General features: G+C 73.7%; 16 protein-coding genes. 13 read left to right on the forward strand and 3 right to left on the reverse strand.

The window, feature by feature from the left end:
• Positions 1-1128, forward strand: coding sequence for a hypothetical protein (locus F1C76_22000; GenBank protein QNG38850.1), 1128 nt, complete (start codon positions 1-3; stop codon positions 1126-1128).
• Here the strand turns inward: F1C76_22000 and F1C76_22005 are convergent.
• On the reverse strand, positions 1125-2570 hold the full coding sequence (locus F1C76_22005; GenBank protein ID QNG38851.1) for a SidA/IucD/PvdA family monooxygenase: 1446 nt from the start codon (positions 2568-2570) through the stop codon (positions 1125-1127). The two genes, F1C76_22000 and F1C76_22005, sit on opposite strands and share 4 nt — an antisense overlap.
• The gene (locus F1C76_22010) at positions 2420-4348 is read right to left on the reverse strand and encodes an NAD(P)/FAD-dependent oxidoreductase (protein ID QNG38852.1); all 1929 of its coding nucleotides are present in this window, start codon (positions 4346-4348) and stop codon (positions 2420-2422) included. The genes F1C76_22005 and F1C76_22010 overlap by 151 nt, the downstream gene beginning before the upstream one ends.
• Before the next feature lie 63 nt (positions 4349-4411).
• Here F1C76_22010 and F1C76_22015 point away from each other — a divergent pair, with 63 nt between their 5' ends.
• The 4 genes from F1C76_22015 to F1C76_22030 all read left to right on the forward strand — a co-directional run bounded on the left by F1C76_22015 (position 4412) and on the right by F1C76_22030 (position 7929).
• Complete coding sequence (locus F1C76_22015; GenBank protein QNG38853.1) at positions 4412-5059, forward strand: TetR/AcrR family transcriptional regulator; 648 nt, start codon at positions 4412-4414, stop codon at positions 5057-5059.
• Positions 5060-5144: 85 nt separating this feature from the next.
• Positions 5145-5927: an AMP-binding protein gene (locus tag F1C76_22020; GenBank protein QNG38854.1), complete on the forward strand. Its 783-nt coding sequence runs from the start codon at positions 5145-5147 to the stop codon at positions 5925-5927.
• Positions 5450-6766, forward strand: coding sequence for a long-chain fatty acid--CoA ligase (locus F1C76_22025; GenBank protein ID QNG38855.1), 1317 nt, complete (start codon positions 5450-5452; stop codon positions 6764-6766). Before F1C76_22020 ends, F1C76_22025 begins: the two co-directional genes overlap by 478 nt.
• Positions 6763-7929: a CoA transferase gene (locus tag F1C76_22030; protein ID QNG38856.1), complete on the forward strand. Its 1167-nt coding sequence runs from the start codon at positions 6763-6765 to the stop codon at positions 7927-7929. Before F1C76_22025 ends, F1C76_22030 begins: the two co-directional genes overlap by 4 nt.
• On the opposite strand, the gene F1C76_22035 is transcribed toward F1C76_22030, so the two are convergent.
• Positions 7917-9668: an AMP-binding protein gene (locus tag F1C76_22035; protein ID QNG38857.1), complete on the reverse strand. Its 1752-nt coding sequence runs from the start codon at positions 9666-9668 to the stop codon at positions 7917-7919. The genes F1C76_22030 and F1C76_22035 overlap by 13 nt on opposite strands.
• Between F1C76_22035 and F1C76_22040 the strand changes: the two genes are divergently transcribed.
• From F1C76_22040 to F1C76_22075, 8 genes are all read left to right on the forward strand, one after another.
• Positions 9515-10426 (forward strand): IclR family transcriptional regulator, encoded by a 912-nt coding sequence (locus F1C76_22040; protein QNG38858.1) that lies wholly within the window; start codon positions 9515-9517, stop codon positions 10424-10426. The two genes, F1C76_22035 and F1C76_22040, sit on opposite strands and share 154 nt — an antisense overlap.
• 119 nt (positions 10427-10545) lie before the next feature.
• Positions 10546-11706, forward strand: a complete 1161-nt coding sequence (locus F1C76_22045; GenBank protein ID QNG38859.1) for an acyl-CoA dehydrogenase — start codon at positions 10546-10548, stop codon at positions 11704-11706.
• The gene (locus tag F1C76_22050) at positions 11703-13013 is read left to right on the forward strand and encodes a SidA/IucD/PvdA family monooxygenase (GenBank protein ID QNG38860.1); all 1311 of its coding nucleotides are present in this window, start codon (positions 11703-11705) and stop codon (positions 13011-13013) included. The genes F1C76_22045 and F1C76_22050 overlap by 4 nt, the downstream gene beginning before the upstream one ends.
• Positions 13010-14158, forward strand: coding sequence for a transporter (locus tag F1C76_22055; protein ID QNG38861.1), 1149 nt, complete (start codon positions 13010-13012; stop codon positions 14156-14158). Before F1C76_22050 ends, F1C76_22055 begins: the two co-directional genes overlap by 4 nt.
• On the forward strand, positions 14155-14550 hold the full coding sequence (locus tag F1C76_22060) for a hypothetical protein (protein QNG38862.1): 396 nt from the start codon (positions 14155-14157) through the stop codon (positions 14548-14550). The genes F1C76_22055 and F1C76_22060 overlap by 4 nt, the downstream gene beginning before the upstream one ends.
• On the forward strand, positions 14547-15671 hold the full coding sequence (locus F1C76_22065) for a nitronate monooxygenase (GenBank protein QNG38863.1): 1125 nt from the start codon (positions 14547-14549) through the stop codon (positions 15669-15671). Before F1C76_22060 ends, F1C76_22065 begins: the two co-directional genes overlap by 4 nt.
• A 40-nt stretch (positions 15672-15711) precedes the next feature.
• Entirely contained in the window at positions 15712-16476 is a 765-nt protein-coding gene (locus tag F1C76_22070) for a crotonase/enoyl-CoA hydratase family protein (protein QNG38864.1), read from the forward strand.
• Positions 16477-16484: 8 nt separating this feature from the next.
• Positions 16485-17657 (forward strand): CoA transferase, encoded by a 1173-nt coding sequence (locus tag F1C76_22075; GenBank protein ID QNG39472.1) that lies wholly within the window; start codon positions 16485-16487, stop codon positions 17655-17657.
• Positions 17658-17666: the final 9 nt, after the last annotated feature.

Genomic DNA, 17666 nt, shown 5'->3' on the forward strand with positions numbered 1-17666 from the left:
GTGACCGACCTGAGCATCGGCGACGACCACTTCGCCGAGCAGTTCCCGCTGTCCCCGATCGACGACTTCATGGTCCACCAGACGCCGGACCCGGTGCGGGTGTCCTGGACCGGCGACCCGCGGGCCTACGAGCGCTACTGGATGATCGCCCACGACGCGACCGGTGAGGTGATGGTCGCGACCGGGGGCAGCATCTACCCCAACCTCGACCGGGCCGAGGCGTACGCGATCGTCGTCCGCGGCGGGAGGCACACCGCCGTCCGCAGCTTCCGCCCCCTGGGCGTGGACCGGACCGACCTGCGGGTCGGCCCGATCGCCCCGGTGATCGTCCGCGGCCTGCGCGAGTGGCGGTACGTGCTGGAGCCCAACGACCAGGGCATCAGCTGGGACCTCACCTTCACCGACACCACCCGCCAGGTGTTCCGCGAGCCGCTGTCGGACTCCGCGCACGGCACCCCGTCCGGACGACGCAACGACGTCACGGCCGGGTTCGAGGGCTTCGGCTCGGTGTCGGGCTGGGTCGAGGTCGACGGCGAGCGGGTCGAGCTCGGCGAGGGCTCGTTCGGCACCCGGGACCGGCACTGGGGCACCGGCCGCGGCGTCGGCGGCCCGACCATGTCGCTGGGGGGCCGGCTGCACGTGGGGGTCAACGGCAACGCCTTCGTGCCCTTCGCCGACTGGACGCTGTGGGGCGACCGGGTCTACTACCCGTTCGGCCACGCCACCCCGGGTGCCACCAAGGTGCTCAAGCCGACCCGCCGGCTGCGCTTCGACCCGGAGACCCAGGTCTTCGTCGAGGGCGTCGTGGACTACCGGCTGGTCACCGGGGAGACCCGGCAGCTGCACTACGAGCGGATCGGCGAGCAGACGGCCTACCTGCGCTGCGGCATGTACGGCGGCACCCCCGACGGCGACATCCACCAGGGCTCCTACGACGGCCCGGCGATGACCGAGGGCGAGTCCTACGACCTCACCGACCTGCGGCAGCGGATCGGGCTGCGCGGCCTGGACGAGCACCTGTGCCGGGTCACCTGCGACGGCGAGACGGTGCTCGGGGTCTACCAGACGATCGACCCGGTCGCCTTCGAGCAGTGCACCGCGGGCCGCCCGGGCTGGGCCTTCCTCTAGACCCCGACGCCGCGGCGCTCCGCCGCCGCGGCGACCTCGGCCCGCAGCTGCAACTGGTAGTCCTTGGGCGGCAGGTCCAGGGCGGCCCGCATCGTGTCCGGGCGGGCCGCCCCGGCGTGGTGCTCGGCGGCGAGCTCGGCGTGCATCGCGTCCCTCCCGGGCAGGTCGATCTCGCCGTCGACGAGAGCGGCCAGCCAGCGGCACTGCCAGTCCATCATCCGGATGTTGCCCCCGCCGTTGACGTCGAAGAGACCGACGAAGGCCAGCCCCGGGTGGTCCGGGTGCACGATGCGCCGGTGCAGCCGCACCTGGTCGGGGGTGACCGGGCGCAGCTCCGGGGCCAGGAACGGCAGGTCCACCGTGTACCCGGTGGCGGCGACGAGGACGTCGAACTCCGCCGAGGTGCCGTCGGCGAAGTGCACCTCGCGGCCGCTGACGCCGGTCACCCCGGGCTTCACCGCCACCCGACCCCAGCTGATGTGGCTGAACAGCGTGGGGTGGCTGGAGGGGTGCGCCTCCTCGGTGGGGGTGACGAAGCCGGCGTCCTCCATCCGGCCGTGCACCGCCCGGGTCAGCTGCTCGCGGAGCCTGCGGCGCATCGGCCAGGTCATCCAGGGCTTCTCGACCTTGGCCAGCACCCGGGAGAAGGGCACCCCGAACATCATCCGGGGCATGACCAGCACCGGGGAGCGGGCCGAGAGCACGGTGGAGGCGGTGACGGCGCAGACGTCGGCGGCGATGTCCAGGCCGCTGTTCCCGGCCCCGACGACCAGCACGTCCCGGTCGGTGAACTCCTCGGGCGACCGGTAGGAGAACGCGTGCCGGTACTCACCGGTGAAGTCGGCCGCGAACGGCGGGTGCAGCGGCTCGGCCTGGTGGCCGTTGGCCACGACGACACGGTCGAAGGCGACGGGCTGCTCGCCGTCCACGGTGACCTCGAAGCCCGACCCGACCGGCTCCACCGCCGTCACCCGGCTGTGGAACCGGATGTGCTCGCGCAGCCCGAACTCCTCGGCGTAGGCCTCCAGGTAGGCCCGGACGGCGGTGTGCGACGGGTAGAGCCCGGCCTCCGCCGGGATCGGGAAGTCGCGGTAGCCGGTCACCCGGGCCTCGGAGTTCAGGTGCAGCGAGCGGTAGGCGGGGCTGCGGCCGCTGTCGTTGCCGTAGACCCACAGCCCGCCCACGTGCGAGCCCAGCTCGAAGACCGTCACCCGGTGCCCGCGGGCCAGCAGGTGCTTGGCGGCACCCAGCCCGGCCGCGCCGGCTCCCACGACAGCGATCTCCTGGGCGCTCACGCCGGCACCCGGGCCGGGGTGGTCACGTACTCGGCCAGGTCGGCGTGCCGCAGCCGGTGCCAGAAGTCCACGACGGTGAACGGGTTGTTGACCACCACCCGGCCGCGGGAGTTGCGGTAGTAGACGTCCATCCCGGGGTGGGTCCACACCATCCGGTCGTGGGCGGCGTCGACGTCGTCGTTGTAGGCGTCGTGCACGTCCTGCCGGCACTCCACCGCGCCGATCCCCTGCTCCACCACCTGGCGGAGCAGGTCGGCCACGTAGTGCAGCTGGAGCTCGATCATGAACAGCAGGCTCCCGCCGTGGCCGAACTGCAGGTTCGGCCCGTAGAGGGTGAAGAAGTTGGGGAACCCGGGCACCGTGGAGCCCAGGTAGGCGCGCGGGTCGTCCCCGGCCCACTCGTCGTGCAGCACCCGGCCGTCCCGGCCGGTCACCCGCATCGGGGCCAGGAACCGGACGACGTCGAACCCGGTGGCCAGCACCACCACGTCGACCTCGTGCTCCTCGCCGGCCTCGGTCACCACGGCGTCCGGGGTGAGCCGGGCGACCCGGTCGGTGACCAGCTCGACGTCGTCCCGGGTCATCGTGGCGAACCAGCCGTTGTCCAGCAGCATCCGCTTGCCGAACGGCGGGTAGGTGGGCAGCACGGCCGGCAGCAGGTCCTGCCGGTCACCGAGCTGCTCGACGATGTAGCGGGTGAAGGCGCGCCGGTGGCCGTCGTTGGCCGCGCTGATCGACCGCTCGGGGTGCTCCCACGCCGGGTCCTTCTGCAGGGCGCCGTGGATCCGGTCGTTGAAGGTCCAGCCCAGACGCAGCCGGTACCAGGTCTCGTAGAGCGGCACCTCGCGGTAGAGCCAGTGGACGGCGGGCGGCACGTCCTGGTGGAACTGCTCGAAGGGCGCGGCCCACTGCGGCGAGCGCTGGAAGACCGTGACCGTGCGGGCCCGGTCGGCGATCGCCGGCACCAGCTGCATGGCGCTGGCACCGTTGCCGAGCACGGCGACCCGCTGGTCGGTGAGGTCGAGGTCCTCGGGCCAGCGGGCGGTGTGCGCGACCGGCCCGCGGAAGTCGGCCAGGCCGGCGATGTCGGGCACCTTCGGCTTGTTGAACGCGCCGACCGCGCTGATCAGCACCGAGCAGCGCAGCGTCTGCTCGCCCTCCGCGGTGCGCGCGGTGATCTCCCACTCCTGGGCGTCGTCGTCCCAGGTGGCGGCGGTGACCTCGACCCCGAACCGGGTGTTCGCCCGGACGCCGAAGTCGTCGGCGACCCGATCGAAGTAGTCGCGGATCTCGTGCTGGGCGGCGAACCAGCGGGACCAGTCGTTCGGGGCGAAGGAGAAGGAGTACAGGTGGCTGGGGGTGTCCACCCCGGCACCCGGGTAGCGGTTCTCGTGCCACACGCCGCCGACGTCGTGGTTGCGCTCGAGCACGGTGTACGGGATGCCGGCCCGGCCCAGGTGCACCCCGGCGCAGAGCCCGGAGGCGCCGGCTCCGATCACCACCGCCCGGAACCCCGGTGCCGGAGGCGTGGCCGCCGGGGGCGCGTCGTCCAGGCCCAGCTCGTGGGCCAGCATGTCGGCGTAGTCCAGCGGCACCGGCTCGCCCATGGAGGCCCCGAGCATCTGCACCAGCAGCTCGGCGGAGGGCTCGGGGACCGCCACCGGGGTCCCGGCCCGCCACGCTGCGACGGCCTGCACCGCGGCGGCCCGGACCTCGTCCTGCACCGCCTCGTCCAGACCGCCGGTCGGGTTGTCCCCCAGCCCCCGGCTCCGGGTCGGCCGGTAGGGCTCCTCCAGCCAGCGCAGGTCACCGGTCAGCTGGACCAGGACCAGCAGCAGCGTCGGGATGTTGCCGACGGCGACCGCTGCCTCGAGCGCTGCCCGGTCGGCGTCCTGGTCGGTGGGGTCCTGCTCGTCCTGGGGCACCGTTGCTCCTCGACCTCGAGTTCACCTACTGGTCGTTCAGTAGATCGACGGTAGGGTCCGAGGGTGACGGTGGTCAACCCGGGCCGCCGAGCACAGCGGGAGGCCCCGGTGCCGGACACCCCCACCGCGCGCCGTCGGCAGGCCGCGGCCACCGAGGACGCGTTCATCGCCGCGGCGACCGCGCTGTTCGCCCGGCGCGGCTACCACGGCACCTCGATCGCCGACCTCGCCGCCGAGCTGGGGCTGACCACGGCGAGCCTCTACTACCACGTGGCCTCCAAGCAGGAGCTCCTGATGCGGGTGCTCACCAACGGCATCACGCCCTACCTGGACCGGCTCGAGGCGATCGTGGCGGCCGGTGAGGACCCGCGCACCACGCTGCGCGCCGCGGTGCACAACCACCTCTCCTCGGCCCTGCACGACCAGGACGCCGTCGCCGTCTTCCACCGCGAGCGGCGCTTCCTGGAGGCACCGCACCGCGAGCTGCACGAGCAGCGGGTGGCCCGCTACGACCAGTTGTTCACCGGTGTGATCGCCGCCGTGCTGGCCGAGGGGGACGTCCCGGGCGACCCCGACCTGCTCCGGCTGGCCGCGCTCGGGCTGATGAACTGGACGGTCGAGTGGTACGAGCCCGGCGGCCGGCGCAGCGCCGACGAGGTGCTGGAGACCTTCACCGGGCTGATCACCGACCGGCTGCTCGGGCCGGCTTGACGCCGTCCCCGGGGCTGGTGCAGGGTTCGACGAGCTGCAGGTGGATTCGAAGTCTCGAAGCAGTGCACCTGAGTCAGGAGGCCCGATGACCCGCCCCAGCACCCTCCCCGCCGTCCTGTCCGCGCACGCCTCCGCCGACCCGTCCGCGGTGGCGCTGGTCGACGACGCCGGCCCGCTGTCCCGCGGCGAGCTCGCCGGCCGGGTGCGGCGCTGCGCTGCCGGGCTGCGTCGGGCCGGGGTGCGACCGGGCGGCACCGTCGGGCTGCTGTGCACCAACCGGGCCGAGTGGGTGGTCGCCGCCCTCGGTGCGATGGCCGCCGGCGCGCAGGTCGCGGCGTTCACCACCTGGTCGCGCAGCTGGGACCTCGACCACCTGCTCGAGCACTCCGGTTGCCAGGTGCTGATCAGCGTCGGCACGGTCGGGGACACCGACCTGCTGCCGGTGCTCACCGAGCTGGTCCCGGAGGCCCTCGCCGCCCCCGACCGCAGCTGGGTCTCGGCCCGCTACCCCCGGCTGCGCGCGCTCGTGCTGATCGGCGACGCCCCGGACCCGCCTGGAGTCACCCCCTTCGCCGAGCTGCTGGCCGACGACGACGGGGCCGACAGCGCTGCCGACCCCACCGCCACCGCCCTGGTGCTCTACACGTCGGGCTCCACCGCGCGGCCCAAGGCGGTGCAGCTGCGGCACGACCACGCCGTGGCGCACGCCGAGCAGGTCGCCGGGCGGATGGGCGTCACCGCGGCCGACCGGGTGCTGGTGCCGGTGCCGCTGTTCTGGAGCTACGGCGGCGCCAACGCCCTCGCCGTCTGCCTCACCACCGTGCGACCGCGGTGCTGCAGGAGACCTTCGACGCCGGCCGGGCGCTGACCGCCGTGCACGAAGAACGCTGCACCGCGGTCTACACCCTCCCCAACATCACCCAGGCGCTGCTCGAGCACCCCGACTTCTCCCCCGACCGGGTCGCCACGCTGCGCCGCGGGATGACCATCGGGCCGGTGCGCGACGTCCGGGCGGCGGCGGAGGACCTCGGCGTCACCGACGTCGTCAACGCCTACGGGTCGACCGAGGTGTACGGCGGGGCCGCGGTGACGCCGTACGACTGGCCGCTGGAGCGCCGGCTGGCCTCCCAGGGCCTGCCGCTGCCCGGCATGACCGTGACCGTCCGCGACCCCGCGACCGGGGACCTGCTGCCCGTCGGGGAGATCGGTGAGCTGACCGTCGCCGGGCACGTCACCACCGGCTACCTCGGCCAGCCCGAGGCCACCGCGGCCGCCTTCGCCGACGACGGCGCGTTCCGGACCGGCGACCTGGGGTTCCTCGACGAGGACGGCGAGCTGCACTTCGTCGGCCGGGCCTCGGACATGATCCGGATCGGCGGCATCAACGTCTCCCCGCTGGAGGTGGAGGAGTTCCTGGGCCTGCACGAGGACGTCGCGGAGGTGCTGGTGGTCGGCACCGAGGACCCCGGGCGCGGGCAGGTCGCGATCGCCTTCGTCGCCGCGGTCGGCACACCGGACGACGCCGCCCGGCGGGGACTGGAGGAGGAGCTGCTGACCCGCTGCCGCGACCGGCTGGCGGGGTACAAGGTGCCCGCCCGGATCGTGGTGGGCACCGACGAGCTGCCGCGCACCCCCACCGGCAAGCTGACCCGCTCGCCGCTGGCCGATGCGGCGGCGCGCGCCTGGGCCGCAGGCGGCGCGGCGTGACTCGACGTTCGGGACCCCTGGCGGGCACGCGCGTGGTCGAGTTCGCCGGGCTCGGCCCGGCCCCGTTCGCGGCCATGCTGCTGGCCGACCTCGGCGCCGACGTGGTCACCGTCGACCGGGTCCCCACCGGCGGCGCCGGCGACGGCCTGGCCGCGATGACCACCGGGGCGCTGGGCCGCGGCCGGCGCTCGATCGCGGTGAACACGAAGGACCCGGCCGGCCGGGAGCTGGTGCTCGACCTCGTCGCCGGGGCCGACGCGCTGATCGAGGGCTTCCGCCCCGGGGTGATGGAGCGCCTCGGGCTGGGGCCGGAGCCGTGCCTGGCCCGTCGTCCCTCGCTGGTCTACGGCCGGATGACCGGCTGGGGCCAGGAGGGTCCACTGGCGATGTCCGCCGGCCACGACGTCAACTACATCGCCGTCGCCGGGGTGCTCGAGCACATCGGGCACGCCGACGGCCCGCCCGTCGTCCCGCTCAACGTCATCGGCGACTTCGGCGGCGGCGGGATGCTGCTGGCCCTCGGCGTGCTCGCCGCGATGCTCGAGGCACGCGGCTCCGGCCGGGGCCAGGTGGTGGACGCCGCCATGGTCGACGGCTCCGCCCTGCTCATGACGATGATGTACGAGCTCGCCGGGCGGGGGCAGTGGAACGGCGCCCGGCAGTCGAACATGAACGACGGCGGCGCCCACTTCTACGGCGTCTACGAGACCGCCGACGGCAAGCACGTGTCGATCGCGGCGATGGAGCCGAAGTTCTACGCCGTGCTGCTGGACCTGATCGGGCTCTCGGCCGCCGACCTGCCCGACCAGTGGGACACCGCCGCCTGGCCCGCTCTGCGGGAGCGGCTGGCCGCGGTGTTCCGCACCCGCACCCGGCAGGAGTGGACCGACCTGCTGGAGGGCACCGACGCCTGCTTCGCCCCGGTCCTGTCGATGTCGGAGGCGCCGTCCCACCCGCACGCCGTGGCCCGGGACGCCTTCGTCACCGTCGACGGCACGGTGCAGCCCGCTCCCGCGCCCCGGTTCAGCCGCACCCCGGCCGCCGTCGACCGCGGCACCGCCCGGGCCGGGGAGCACACCACCGAGGTGCTCACCGAGCTGGGCGTCTCCGCGGAGCGGATCGCCGCCCTGGTCGCCGGCGGGTCGGTCGGTCAGGCGGACTGAGCGGCCAGCTCGCGCAGCCGGAAGCGCTGCACCTTGCCGGTGGGCGTCGTCGGCCAGCTGTCCGGGAACCGGATCTCCCGGGGCACCTTGAACCCGGCGAGCCGGTCCCGGCAGTGCGCGAGCAGGTCCGCCGGCGTCGTGGTGCTGCCGGCGCGGCACTCCACGAACGCGACCGGCACCTCCCCGAGCCGGGCGTCCGGCCGGGCCACCACGTGGGCCTGCACCACGTCGGGATGGGCGGTGAGCACGTGCTCGACGTCGGCGGGGTGCACGTTGAAGCCACCGACGATGAGCATGTCCGAGAGCCGGCCGGTGATCGCCAGGTAGCCCCGCTCGTCGAACACCCCCAGGTCGCCGGTGCGGAACCAGCCCTCGTCGTCCAGCACCGCGGCGGTGGCGTCGGGGTCGCGGTGGTAGCCCGCCATGACGACGTAGCCCCGGACGACGATCTCGCCCTCGGTGCCCACCGGCACCGGCTCGCGAGTGGCCGGGTCGACCAGCACCACGTCGTACCCGCCCAGCGGGAGGCCCTTGCCGGCGAGCAGGCTCTCGACCGGGTCGTCGGGGCGGCCCAGCGTCGTGGTCGAGGTCAGCTCGGTCATCCCGTAGACCGGGAGCAGCGCCTGCATGCCGAGGGTGTCCCGGGCCCCGGCAAGCACCTCGGTGGGCAGCGTCGAGCCGCCGATCCAGCCGGTGCGCAGCCGGGTGGTGTCGGTGCCGGGCAGGTCGGGGTGGTGCAGCAGGTCGATGAAGTGCGTGGGGATGCCGGAGAGCACCGTGACCCCCTCGTCCTCCAGCAGCCGCAGGGCGACCCCGGCGTCCCAGGTGTCCAGGGCGACGTAGGCGCCGCCGGTGAGCACGGTGGGCAGGAAGCTGGAGAACAGCCCGGAGACGTGGAACAGCGGCAGGTGGCCGAGCACGACGTCGTCCGGGCCGTACCCCATGACCGCGCCGACCGCCCGCATCATCGCCACGGCCGCGTGGGTGTGCACCACGCCCTTGGGCCGGCCGGTGGTGCCCGAGGTGTAGACGACGGCGACCGGGTCGGCGGGCTGCACCGCCCGGGTCGCGGCGGCCAGGGTCTCCTCGTCCACCTGCCCGGCGGAGGCGACCAGGTCCGCGAACGCCAGCGCCCCGGGCACCGGCGGGCCGCCGACCACGACCAGCCCGTGCAGGTCGGGCAGCCGCTCGGAGTGGGCGCCGTCCCAGTCGGGGCAGATCGTGGCGAACGCGGCCGGGTGGTCCAGGCCGAGGAAGTCGGCCTCCACCACGAGCAGCCGGGCCTGCGACTGCTCCAGCACGTAGGCAGCCTCGTCGGGGGTGTAGCGGGTGTTCACCGGGACGACGGCCGCACCGATCCGCACCGCGGCGAGCCAGAGCAGCAGCCACTCGGGGTGGTTGGGCAGCCAGAGCGCGATGCTGTCTCCCCGACGCACGCCCTGGGCCAGCAGCGCCCGGGCCAGGGTGCGGCTCTGCTCCGCGGTCTCCGCCCAGGTCAGCCGCCGGTCGCCGTGCACCACCGCGGTGCGCTCTCCGTGGGCGGCGGCGGTCGTGTCGAGGACGGCGGCGATCAGCTCGGCGGGGGGTGCAGGGGTCACGTCGTCGCCTCCCGGGCTTCGGTTTCCCGAACCTACACCGGGAGAACCGGGAGGGAACCGCCCCTCGAACGGGTCGGTCGGGGACCGGTCGCGCCCGTGTCGACCGCGCCGTCGGCGAGGATGGGCCGGTGACCGGAGCAACCGGAGAGTCCAAGGACCGCCTGTCCCGCATCTTCGAGGTGCTCGAGCTGCTGGCCGGGGAGTCCGGCGGGATGACCGTGACCCAGGTCAGCAAGGCGATGGGCATGCCGCTGAGCAGCACGCACAACCTGCTGCAGCGCCTGGTCGGGTCCGACGCCGCCGTGGTGAGCGAGGACCTGCGCTACTCCATCGGCGGTCGGGCCGTGCGCTACGGCATCCGCATCATGGACGCGCTGCAGGTCCGCGGCCTGGCCCGCAAGCACCTGCAGGAGCTGGCCCGCTCGCTCGGGGAGGACGTCTACCTGGCGGAGCGGTTCGGCAACCGGGTCACCTACACCGACCGGGTGGTCGGTCCCCGCGCGATGGCACTGGACATCCGGCTGGGCCAGCGACTGTTCCTGCACGCGACGTCGGTGGGCAAGCTGTTCGCCGCGCTGGACCCCGAGCTGCGCGCCGAGGCCCTGGCCGGGCCGCTCCCCCAGCTGACCCCGGCCACGCTGGTCGACCCGGACGCCCTGGCCACCGAGTTCGACCGCATCGCCGCCCAGGGCTACGCGGTCAGCGACCAGGAGTCCTACGCCGGGATCGTCGGCATCGCGGTGCCGGTGCGCGACGCCGGTGACCGGGTGGTGGCCGCCATCCACCTGTCCGCACTGGAGGCGCACCGCTCCCCCGACCAGCAGCTGGCCTGGCTGGAGCACATCCGGGAGACGGCGGCCCAGGTCGAGCGGTCGCTGGGCCGCGTGGTCCCGGACTGACCGACCCGCGGGGGCCGGGCTGTGCCTTGACACACACCCCGACCACTCGTAGCTTCGTTTCTCGAAGAGCCCTTCGATTATGCGAAGCTTGAGGCAGCGCAGCCTCAGAGGAGTCGGCCGTGGTCCCGCGGACCTTGTTCACCCCCGAGCACGACCTGTTCCGCAGCACCGTGCGGAGCTTCATCGAGACCCGGGTGCTGCCGGACTACGCGACGTGGGAGTCCGACGGCCTCGTCCCCCGCGACGTCTGGCTGGCCGCCGGCGAGCTCGGGCTGCTGTGCCCGATGACCCCGGAGGAGGACGGCGGCCTCGGCGGGGACTTCCTGTTCTCCGCGGTGCTCACCGAGGAGATGTCCCGGGTCGGTGCGGTGGCCCCGACGTTCTACCTGCAGTCCGACATCGTCGCGCCCTACCTGGTGCACCACGGCACACCCGAGCAGAAGGAGCGTTGGCTCCCCGGGATGGCCACCGGCGAGGTGGTCGCCGCCATCGGCATGAGCGAGCCGCACGGCGGCAGCGACCTGGCCCACCTCAAGACCTCCGCCGTCCGGGACGGCGACGACTACGTGGTCAACGGCCAGAAGGTGTTCATCACCAACGGGCACACCGCCGACCTGCTGGTGCTGGCCTGCCGCACCAACGACAACCAGGGCGCCAAGGGCGTGAGCCTGCTGCTCGTCGAGACCGACCGGGCCGGCTTCGAGCGTGGCCGCAAGCTGGACAAGTTGGGCTGCAAGGCCCAGGACACCGCCGAGCTGTTCTTCTCCGACCTGCGCGTCCCGGCCTCGAACCTCCTCGGTGAGGAGGGCGGCGGGTTCGCGATCCTGATGTCCGAGCTGGCCCAGGAACGGTTGGTGCAGGCCGTGCGCGCCGTGGCCGCCGCCGAGGCCGCGATCGACTGGACGATCGAGTACTCCCGCGACCGGGACATGTTCGGCCAGACCCTGGCCGACTTCCAGAACACCCGGTTCGTGCTCGCCCAGCTGCACGCCGAGGTCTCAGCACTGCGTGTCTACGTCGACCGCTGCATGGAGCTGCACCTCACCGGCGACCTGGACGCGCTGGAGGCGGCCAAGGTCAAGATGGTCACCACGCAGCTGCAGGGCCGGGTGATGGACGAGTGCCTGCAGCTGTTCGGCGGCTGGGGCTACATGACCGAGTACCCGATCGCCCGGGCCTGGGCCGACGCCCGGATGACCCGCATCGGCGGCGGGTCGATCGAGGTCATGAAGCACCTCATCGGCCGGGCGTTGGTCGCCGACCCGAAGCCCGCGCGATGAGCCGCACCGCCGTCCTCGGGGCCGGCGCCGGCGGGCTGGCCGCCGCCCGGCGGCTGCTGGAGGACGGGCATGACGTCGTGGTGTTCGAGCTGGGCTCGCGGATCGGCGGGCTCTGGGTCTACGACAACGACAACGGACTGTCCGCCGCCTACGCCTCGCTGCACATCAACTCCGAGCCCCGGGCCACCGCCTACCCCGGGTTCCCCTTCCCCGACGACAGCCCGCTCTTCCCCTCGCACACCGACGTCTGCGCCTACCTGGAGGCCTTCGCCGACCGGTTCGGCATCACCGGGCGGATCCGCTTCGGCAGCCGGGTCACCGCCGTCGAGCCCGACGGCGACCGCTGGACGGTGACCGTCGAGGGCGCCGCACCCGAGCCGTTCGACGCCGTCGTCGTCGCGACCGGCCACCAGGGCGTGCCGGCGCACCCGGCCATCGCCGAGGAGTTCACCGGTGAGTACCTGCACAGCAACGCCTACCGCGAGCCCGAGCCCTTCCGCGGGCGACGGGTGCTCGTCGTCGGGGTGGGCAACAGCGGTCTGGACGTCGCCGCCGACCTCGCACCGGTCGCCGCGCGCACCGTCGTCGCCGCCCGGTCCCCCGTGCTGATCATGCCGCGGATGATCCTGGGCGTGCCCTCGGCGCGGGTGATCGCCGCCGTCGCCAGGCCGTGGCTGCCCTGGCGGGTGCAGCGCGCGGCGATGCGGGCGATCAGCCGGGTCTTCCACGGCCGGATGGAGCAGTGGGGGCTGCGCACGCCGGAGACCCGCACGCACCCGGCCAGCAACCCCACGTTCATGGCGCACGTGTCCTACGACCGGATCACCTGCAAGCCGGGGATCGCCTCGACCTCCGGCACGACCGTGACGTTCGTCGACGGCACCACCGAGGAGGTCGACACCGTCATCGCCGCCACCGGCTACGTCATCGACCTGCCGTTCCTGGGCCCGGACGTGTCCCCCGTGCGGGGACGTCGGGTCGAGCTGTTCAAGCGGGTGGTCAGCCCCACCCACCCCGGGCTCTACTTCGTCGGGTTCTTCAACGTCAGCGGCGGTGCGAACGTCTCGATGATGGACGTGCAGGCCCAGTGGGTGGCCGCACTGGTGTCCGGCCGGGTGTCCCTGCCCACGCAGCGCGAGATGACCGCCGACCTGGCCGAGGAGCACCGGCTGATGGCCAAGCGCTACCCCGGTGCCGAGCGGTACGGCCTCGAGCTGGACCCGCGCCGCTACCGGGCGGCGGTCGCCGCCGAGCTGGCCCGACCCGCAGCAGCGCCCGCCCGCGTCCCCGTGGGGGTGTCGGCATGAGCCGGGCGTCCGTGGTGGGGGTCGGGGAGACCGAGTACACCAAGCGCTCCCCCCGCTCCGCCCTGCAGCACCAGCTCGAGGCCTCGCTCACCGCGGTCGCCGACGCCGGCCTCACCCCCGGTGACGTCGACGGTGTCATCCCGATCGGCATCACCGGCGCGCCGGTCGAGGAGTACGTGGCCGACTTCGGCATCACCGACCTGCGGTTCTCCGCCGTCGTGCCGCACGGCGGGGCCAGCGCCGTCGGTGCCCTGCAGCTGGCCGGCGCCGCGATCGCCGCCGGGCTGTGCAGCACGGTGCTGGTGCCCTTCGGGCGGAACACCAGCTCAGGCGCCAAGGCCGGGCAGCGGATCCACACCATGCCGCAGTTCCACTTCGTGTCCGAGTACGAGCGGCCCGCCGGCAACATCGCGCCGGCGCAGCTCTACGCCCCGATGGCCCGCCGGCACATGGAGCTCTACGGCACCACCAGCGAGCAGTTCGGCGAGATCGCGGTCAGCACCCGCGAGCACGCGCTGCTCAACGGTCGCGGTCTGATGACCAAGCCCATCACGCTGGCCGACCACCAGGCCTCCCGGATGATCACCGACCCGTTCCGGCTGCTGGACTGCAGCCTGGAGTCCGACGGCGGCGCCGCGTTCGTGGTGACGTCCCCGGAGCGGGCCCGCGATCTCGCGCAGACCCCGGTGGACCTGCTCGGCTCGGCGATGGGCCACCCCGACTCCCCCAGCTCGATCACCCAGCGGCCCGACCTCACCCGGGTCGGCGTCGCCAAGGCCGCGGCCCTCGCGTTCGAGGCGGCTGGTGTCACCCACGCCGACATCGACGTCGCCGAGGTCTACGACTGCTTCACCTACATCGTGCTGTGCCAGCTCGAGGACCTCGGCTTCTGCGCCAAGGGCGAGGGCGGCCCGTTCGTCGAGGGCGGCCGGCTCCGGCTGGGCGGCGAGCTGCCCACCAACACCCACGGCGGGCTGCTGTCCCAGTCGCACATGCTCGCGGTCAACCACGTCGTCGAGCTGGTCCGCCAGCTGCGCGGCACCGCCGGGGCCGCCCAGGTGGCCGGCGCCGAGACCGGCCTGGTCACCGGCTACGGCGACATGGGCGACGGCGGCGTCGCGATCCTCCGGAAGGGGACCTCATGACCTCGACACCCGAGCCCGAGGACATCGCTGCGCCCTACTGGCGCGGAGCTGCCGAGGGCGTGCTGGTCCTGCAGCGGTGCGGGAACTGCGGCGTCGTCCGGCACTACCCGCGGGCGATCTGCTCGGCGTGCCAGTCCCAGCTGGTCGAGCCCCAGCAGGCCGACGGCCGCGGCACGGTGCACAGCTGGACGGTCACCCACCACGCCTTCGACCCCCGACTGGCCGACGACCTGCCGTACACGCTGGTCACGGTCGACATGCGGGAGGGCGTGCGGGTGCTCGGTCGGCTGGACGGCGACACCGCCCCGGCCATCGACCTGCCGGTGCGGATCACGTTCGCCCCCGGGCTGGACGGCACCCCCGTGCCGCACTTCGAGGTGGAGACCTCGTGAGGACCCCCGTCTGCGAGCTCGTCGGCTGCGAGCTGCCGGTCTTCGCCTTCTCGCACTGCCGGGACGTCGTCGCGGCGGTGACCCGGGCCGGCGGCTACGGCGTGCTCGGGGCCTCCACCGTCTCCCCCGAGCAGCTGGAGGTCGAGCTCGCCTGGCTCGACGAGCACACCGACGGCAGGTCCTACGGCGTCGACGTGCTCATCCCGACCACCTACGACGCCCGCGCCGAGGTGCCGCCGGAGCAGCTGGAGGCCCTGGTCCCCGCCGAGCACCGCGCCTTCCTGGACGGCGTGCTCGACGAGGCCGGCGTCCCCCCGCTGACCGACGACGCCCGGGCACAGCTGCGCACCGACCTGGCCACCGGCCGCGGCGGGATGACCCCGGCCGGCGCCCGGAGGCTGCTGCAGGTCGCACTCACCCACCCGCAGGTGTCGATGGTGGTCAGCGCGCTGGGGGCCCCGCCGCCCGACGTGGTCGAGGAGCTCCGTGCGAAGGGCGTCGTCGTCGGCGCACTGTGCGGCAAGGCCCGGCACGCCGAGAAGCAGGTCGAGGCCGGCGTCCAGGTGCTGATCGCCCAGGGCACCGAGGCCGGCGGGCACACCGGGGACGTCGCCACGATGGTGCTGGTGCCCGAGGTGGTCGCCGTGGCCGGCGACCGGGCCCACGTGCTGGCCGCCGGTGGAATCACCCACGGCAGCCAGCTCGCCGCGTCGCTGGCCATGGGTGCCCAGGGCGTCTGGTGCGGCACGGTCTGGCTCGGCACCCGGGAGAGCGAGCTCGACGAGTTCGAGCGCCAGGTCCTCTTCGACACCCCCACCGAGGGCACCGTCCGCCGCCGCGCCCGCACCGGCAAGCCGGTCCGGATGGTCCGCAGCGAGCTCTCCGAGGTCTGGGAGCGCCCCGGGGCGCCGGCGCACCTGCCCACCCCGCTGCAGGGGGTGCTCTACAACGAGGCGCACGCCCGGGTCGTCAAGGCCCGTCGCGGCGACCTGTGGTCCTTCCCCGCCGGCCAGTCGGTCGGTGCCCTGCACGCCGAGACGTCGGTCGCCGACGTCGTCTACCGGCTCCAGCTGGAGTGCGCCGAGGCGTTGGAACGCGTCGTCGCGATCGCCGAAGGCTGACCGGTCCACCCCGCACCACCCACAGCCAGGAGGCTCCCCCGTGTCGGACAAGGTGCTCGTCGACGTCGACGACGGCCTGATGACCATCACGATCAACCGCCCCGAGGTCCGCAACGCGATCGACCGCGACGTCTCCTACGGGGTCTGCGCAGCGGTCGACGAGCTCGACCACCGGTCCGACCTCCGGGTCGGCATCCTCACCGGCGCCGGGGGCACGTTCTGCTCCGGGATGGACCTCAAGGCCTTCGTGCGCGGGGAGTCCACCCGGGTGAAGGGCCGCGGGCTGATGGGCATCGCGCTCACCCCGCCGACCAAGCCGCTGATCGCCGCGGTCGAGGGGTACGCGCTGGCCGGCGGGTTCGAGGCCGTGCTGGCCTGCGACCTGCTGGTCGCCGCCCGGGACGCCCGGTTCGGCATCCCGGAGGCCAAGCGCGGGCTGGCCGCCGCGGCCGGCGGGCTGATCCGGCTGCCCCGGGTCATCCCCTCCCGGGTGGCCATGGAGATGGCGCTGACCGGGGACCCGGTGACCGCCGAGCAGCTGCACGCCTTCGGTCTGGTCAACCGGCTCACCGAGCCCGGCGGCGCGCTGGCCGCCGCGGTCGAGCTGGCCCGCCGGATCACCGCGAACGCCCCGCTGTCGGTCACCGCCGCCAAGCGGGTGGTCACCGAGCAGCGCGACTGGTCCACCGCCGAGCAGTTCGAGCGGCAGGAGGCCATCACCCGGCCGGTGATCGACTCCGCCGACGCCCTCGAGGGCGCCGCCGCCTTCACCGAGAAGCGCCCCGCACGGTGGACCGGACGGTGACCCGCGAGCTGGCGCCCGGGCCCACCGGGCCGCTGACCGGCATCCGGGTCGTCGAGTGCGCCTCGATCGTGCTCGGGCCGATGGCCGCCCAGATGCTCGCCGACATGGGCGCCGACGTGATCAAGGTCGAGCCCCCCGAGGGCGACCTGACCCGCCGGATCGGTCCGCGCCGCTCCGAGGGCATGGGCTCCTTCTTCCTGTCCAACAACCGCAACAAGCGCAGCGTCGTCCTGGACCTGAAGGACCCCGGGGACCGCGAGGTGTTCGGCACCCTGGTCGACGGTGCCGACGTGCTGCTGCATTCGGTGCGCACCCCGGCCGCCGAACGACTGGGCCTGGGCTACGCCGAGCTCGCCCGCCGCAACCCGGGCCTGGTGCACTGCCAGGTCACCGGGTTCGCCGACGAGGGCCCCTACGGGGGCCGCGCCGCCTACGACGACGTCATCCAGTCGCTGTCCGGGCTGGCGATGCTGCAGACCGTCGTCACCGGGGTCCCGCGCTACATGCCGGCGATCTTCGCCGACAAGGTCACCGCGGTGCACGCGGCCTTCGCCGTCGCCGCAGCGCTCGTGCACCGCGGGCTGACCGGGCAGGGCCAGCAGGTCGTCGTCCCCATGTTCGAGACGATGACCGGCTTCAACCTGCAGGAGCACATCTGGGGGCACGCCTTCGAGCCCCCCATCGGGCCGATGGGCTACGAGCCGGTCAGCACCGCGGCGCGGCGGCCGTTCCCCACCCTGGACGGCTTCGTCTCGATGCTGCCGTACTCGGACTCGCAGTGGCGCCGGTTCTTCACCCTCATCGGCCGGGACGACGTGATGGCCGACGAGCGCTTCGCGACCTTCGCCGCCCGCCAGCAGCACGTGCCGCTGGTCTGGGGCGAGATCGCCCACCAGCTGACCCTGCGCACCAACGCAGAGTGGATGGCCCTGCTGGAGCCCGAGGACATCCCGTTCGCCGTGGTGAACACCCTCGAGGACCTCACCTGCGACCCGCACCTGGTCGCCACCGACTTCTGGCAGCTGATCGAGGACCCGGTCGACGGCGTCCGCCGGTTGCCCTCCCCGGCCACCCGCATGTCGGCCACCCCGCCCGCGGTGCACCGACTGCCCCCGCGGCTGGGTGAGCACACCGACGAGGTGCTGGCCGAGCTGGGCGTCCGCCACGCACCGACCGTCTGACACCGCTTG

The sequence above is a fragment of the Geodermatophilaceae bacterium NBWT11 genome, assembly GCA_014218215.1.
Taxonomy (GTDB): domain Bacteria; phylum Actinomycetota; class Actinomycetes; order Mycobacteriales; family Geodermatophilaceae; genus Klenkia.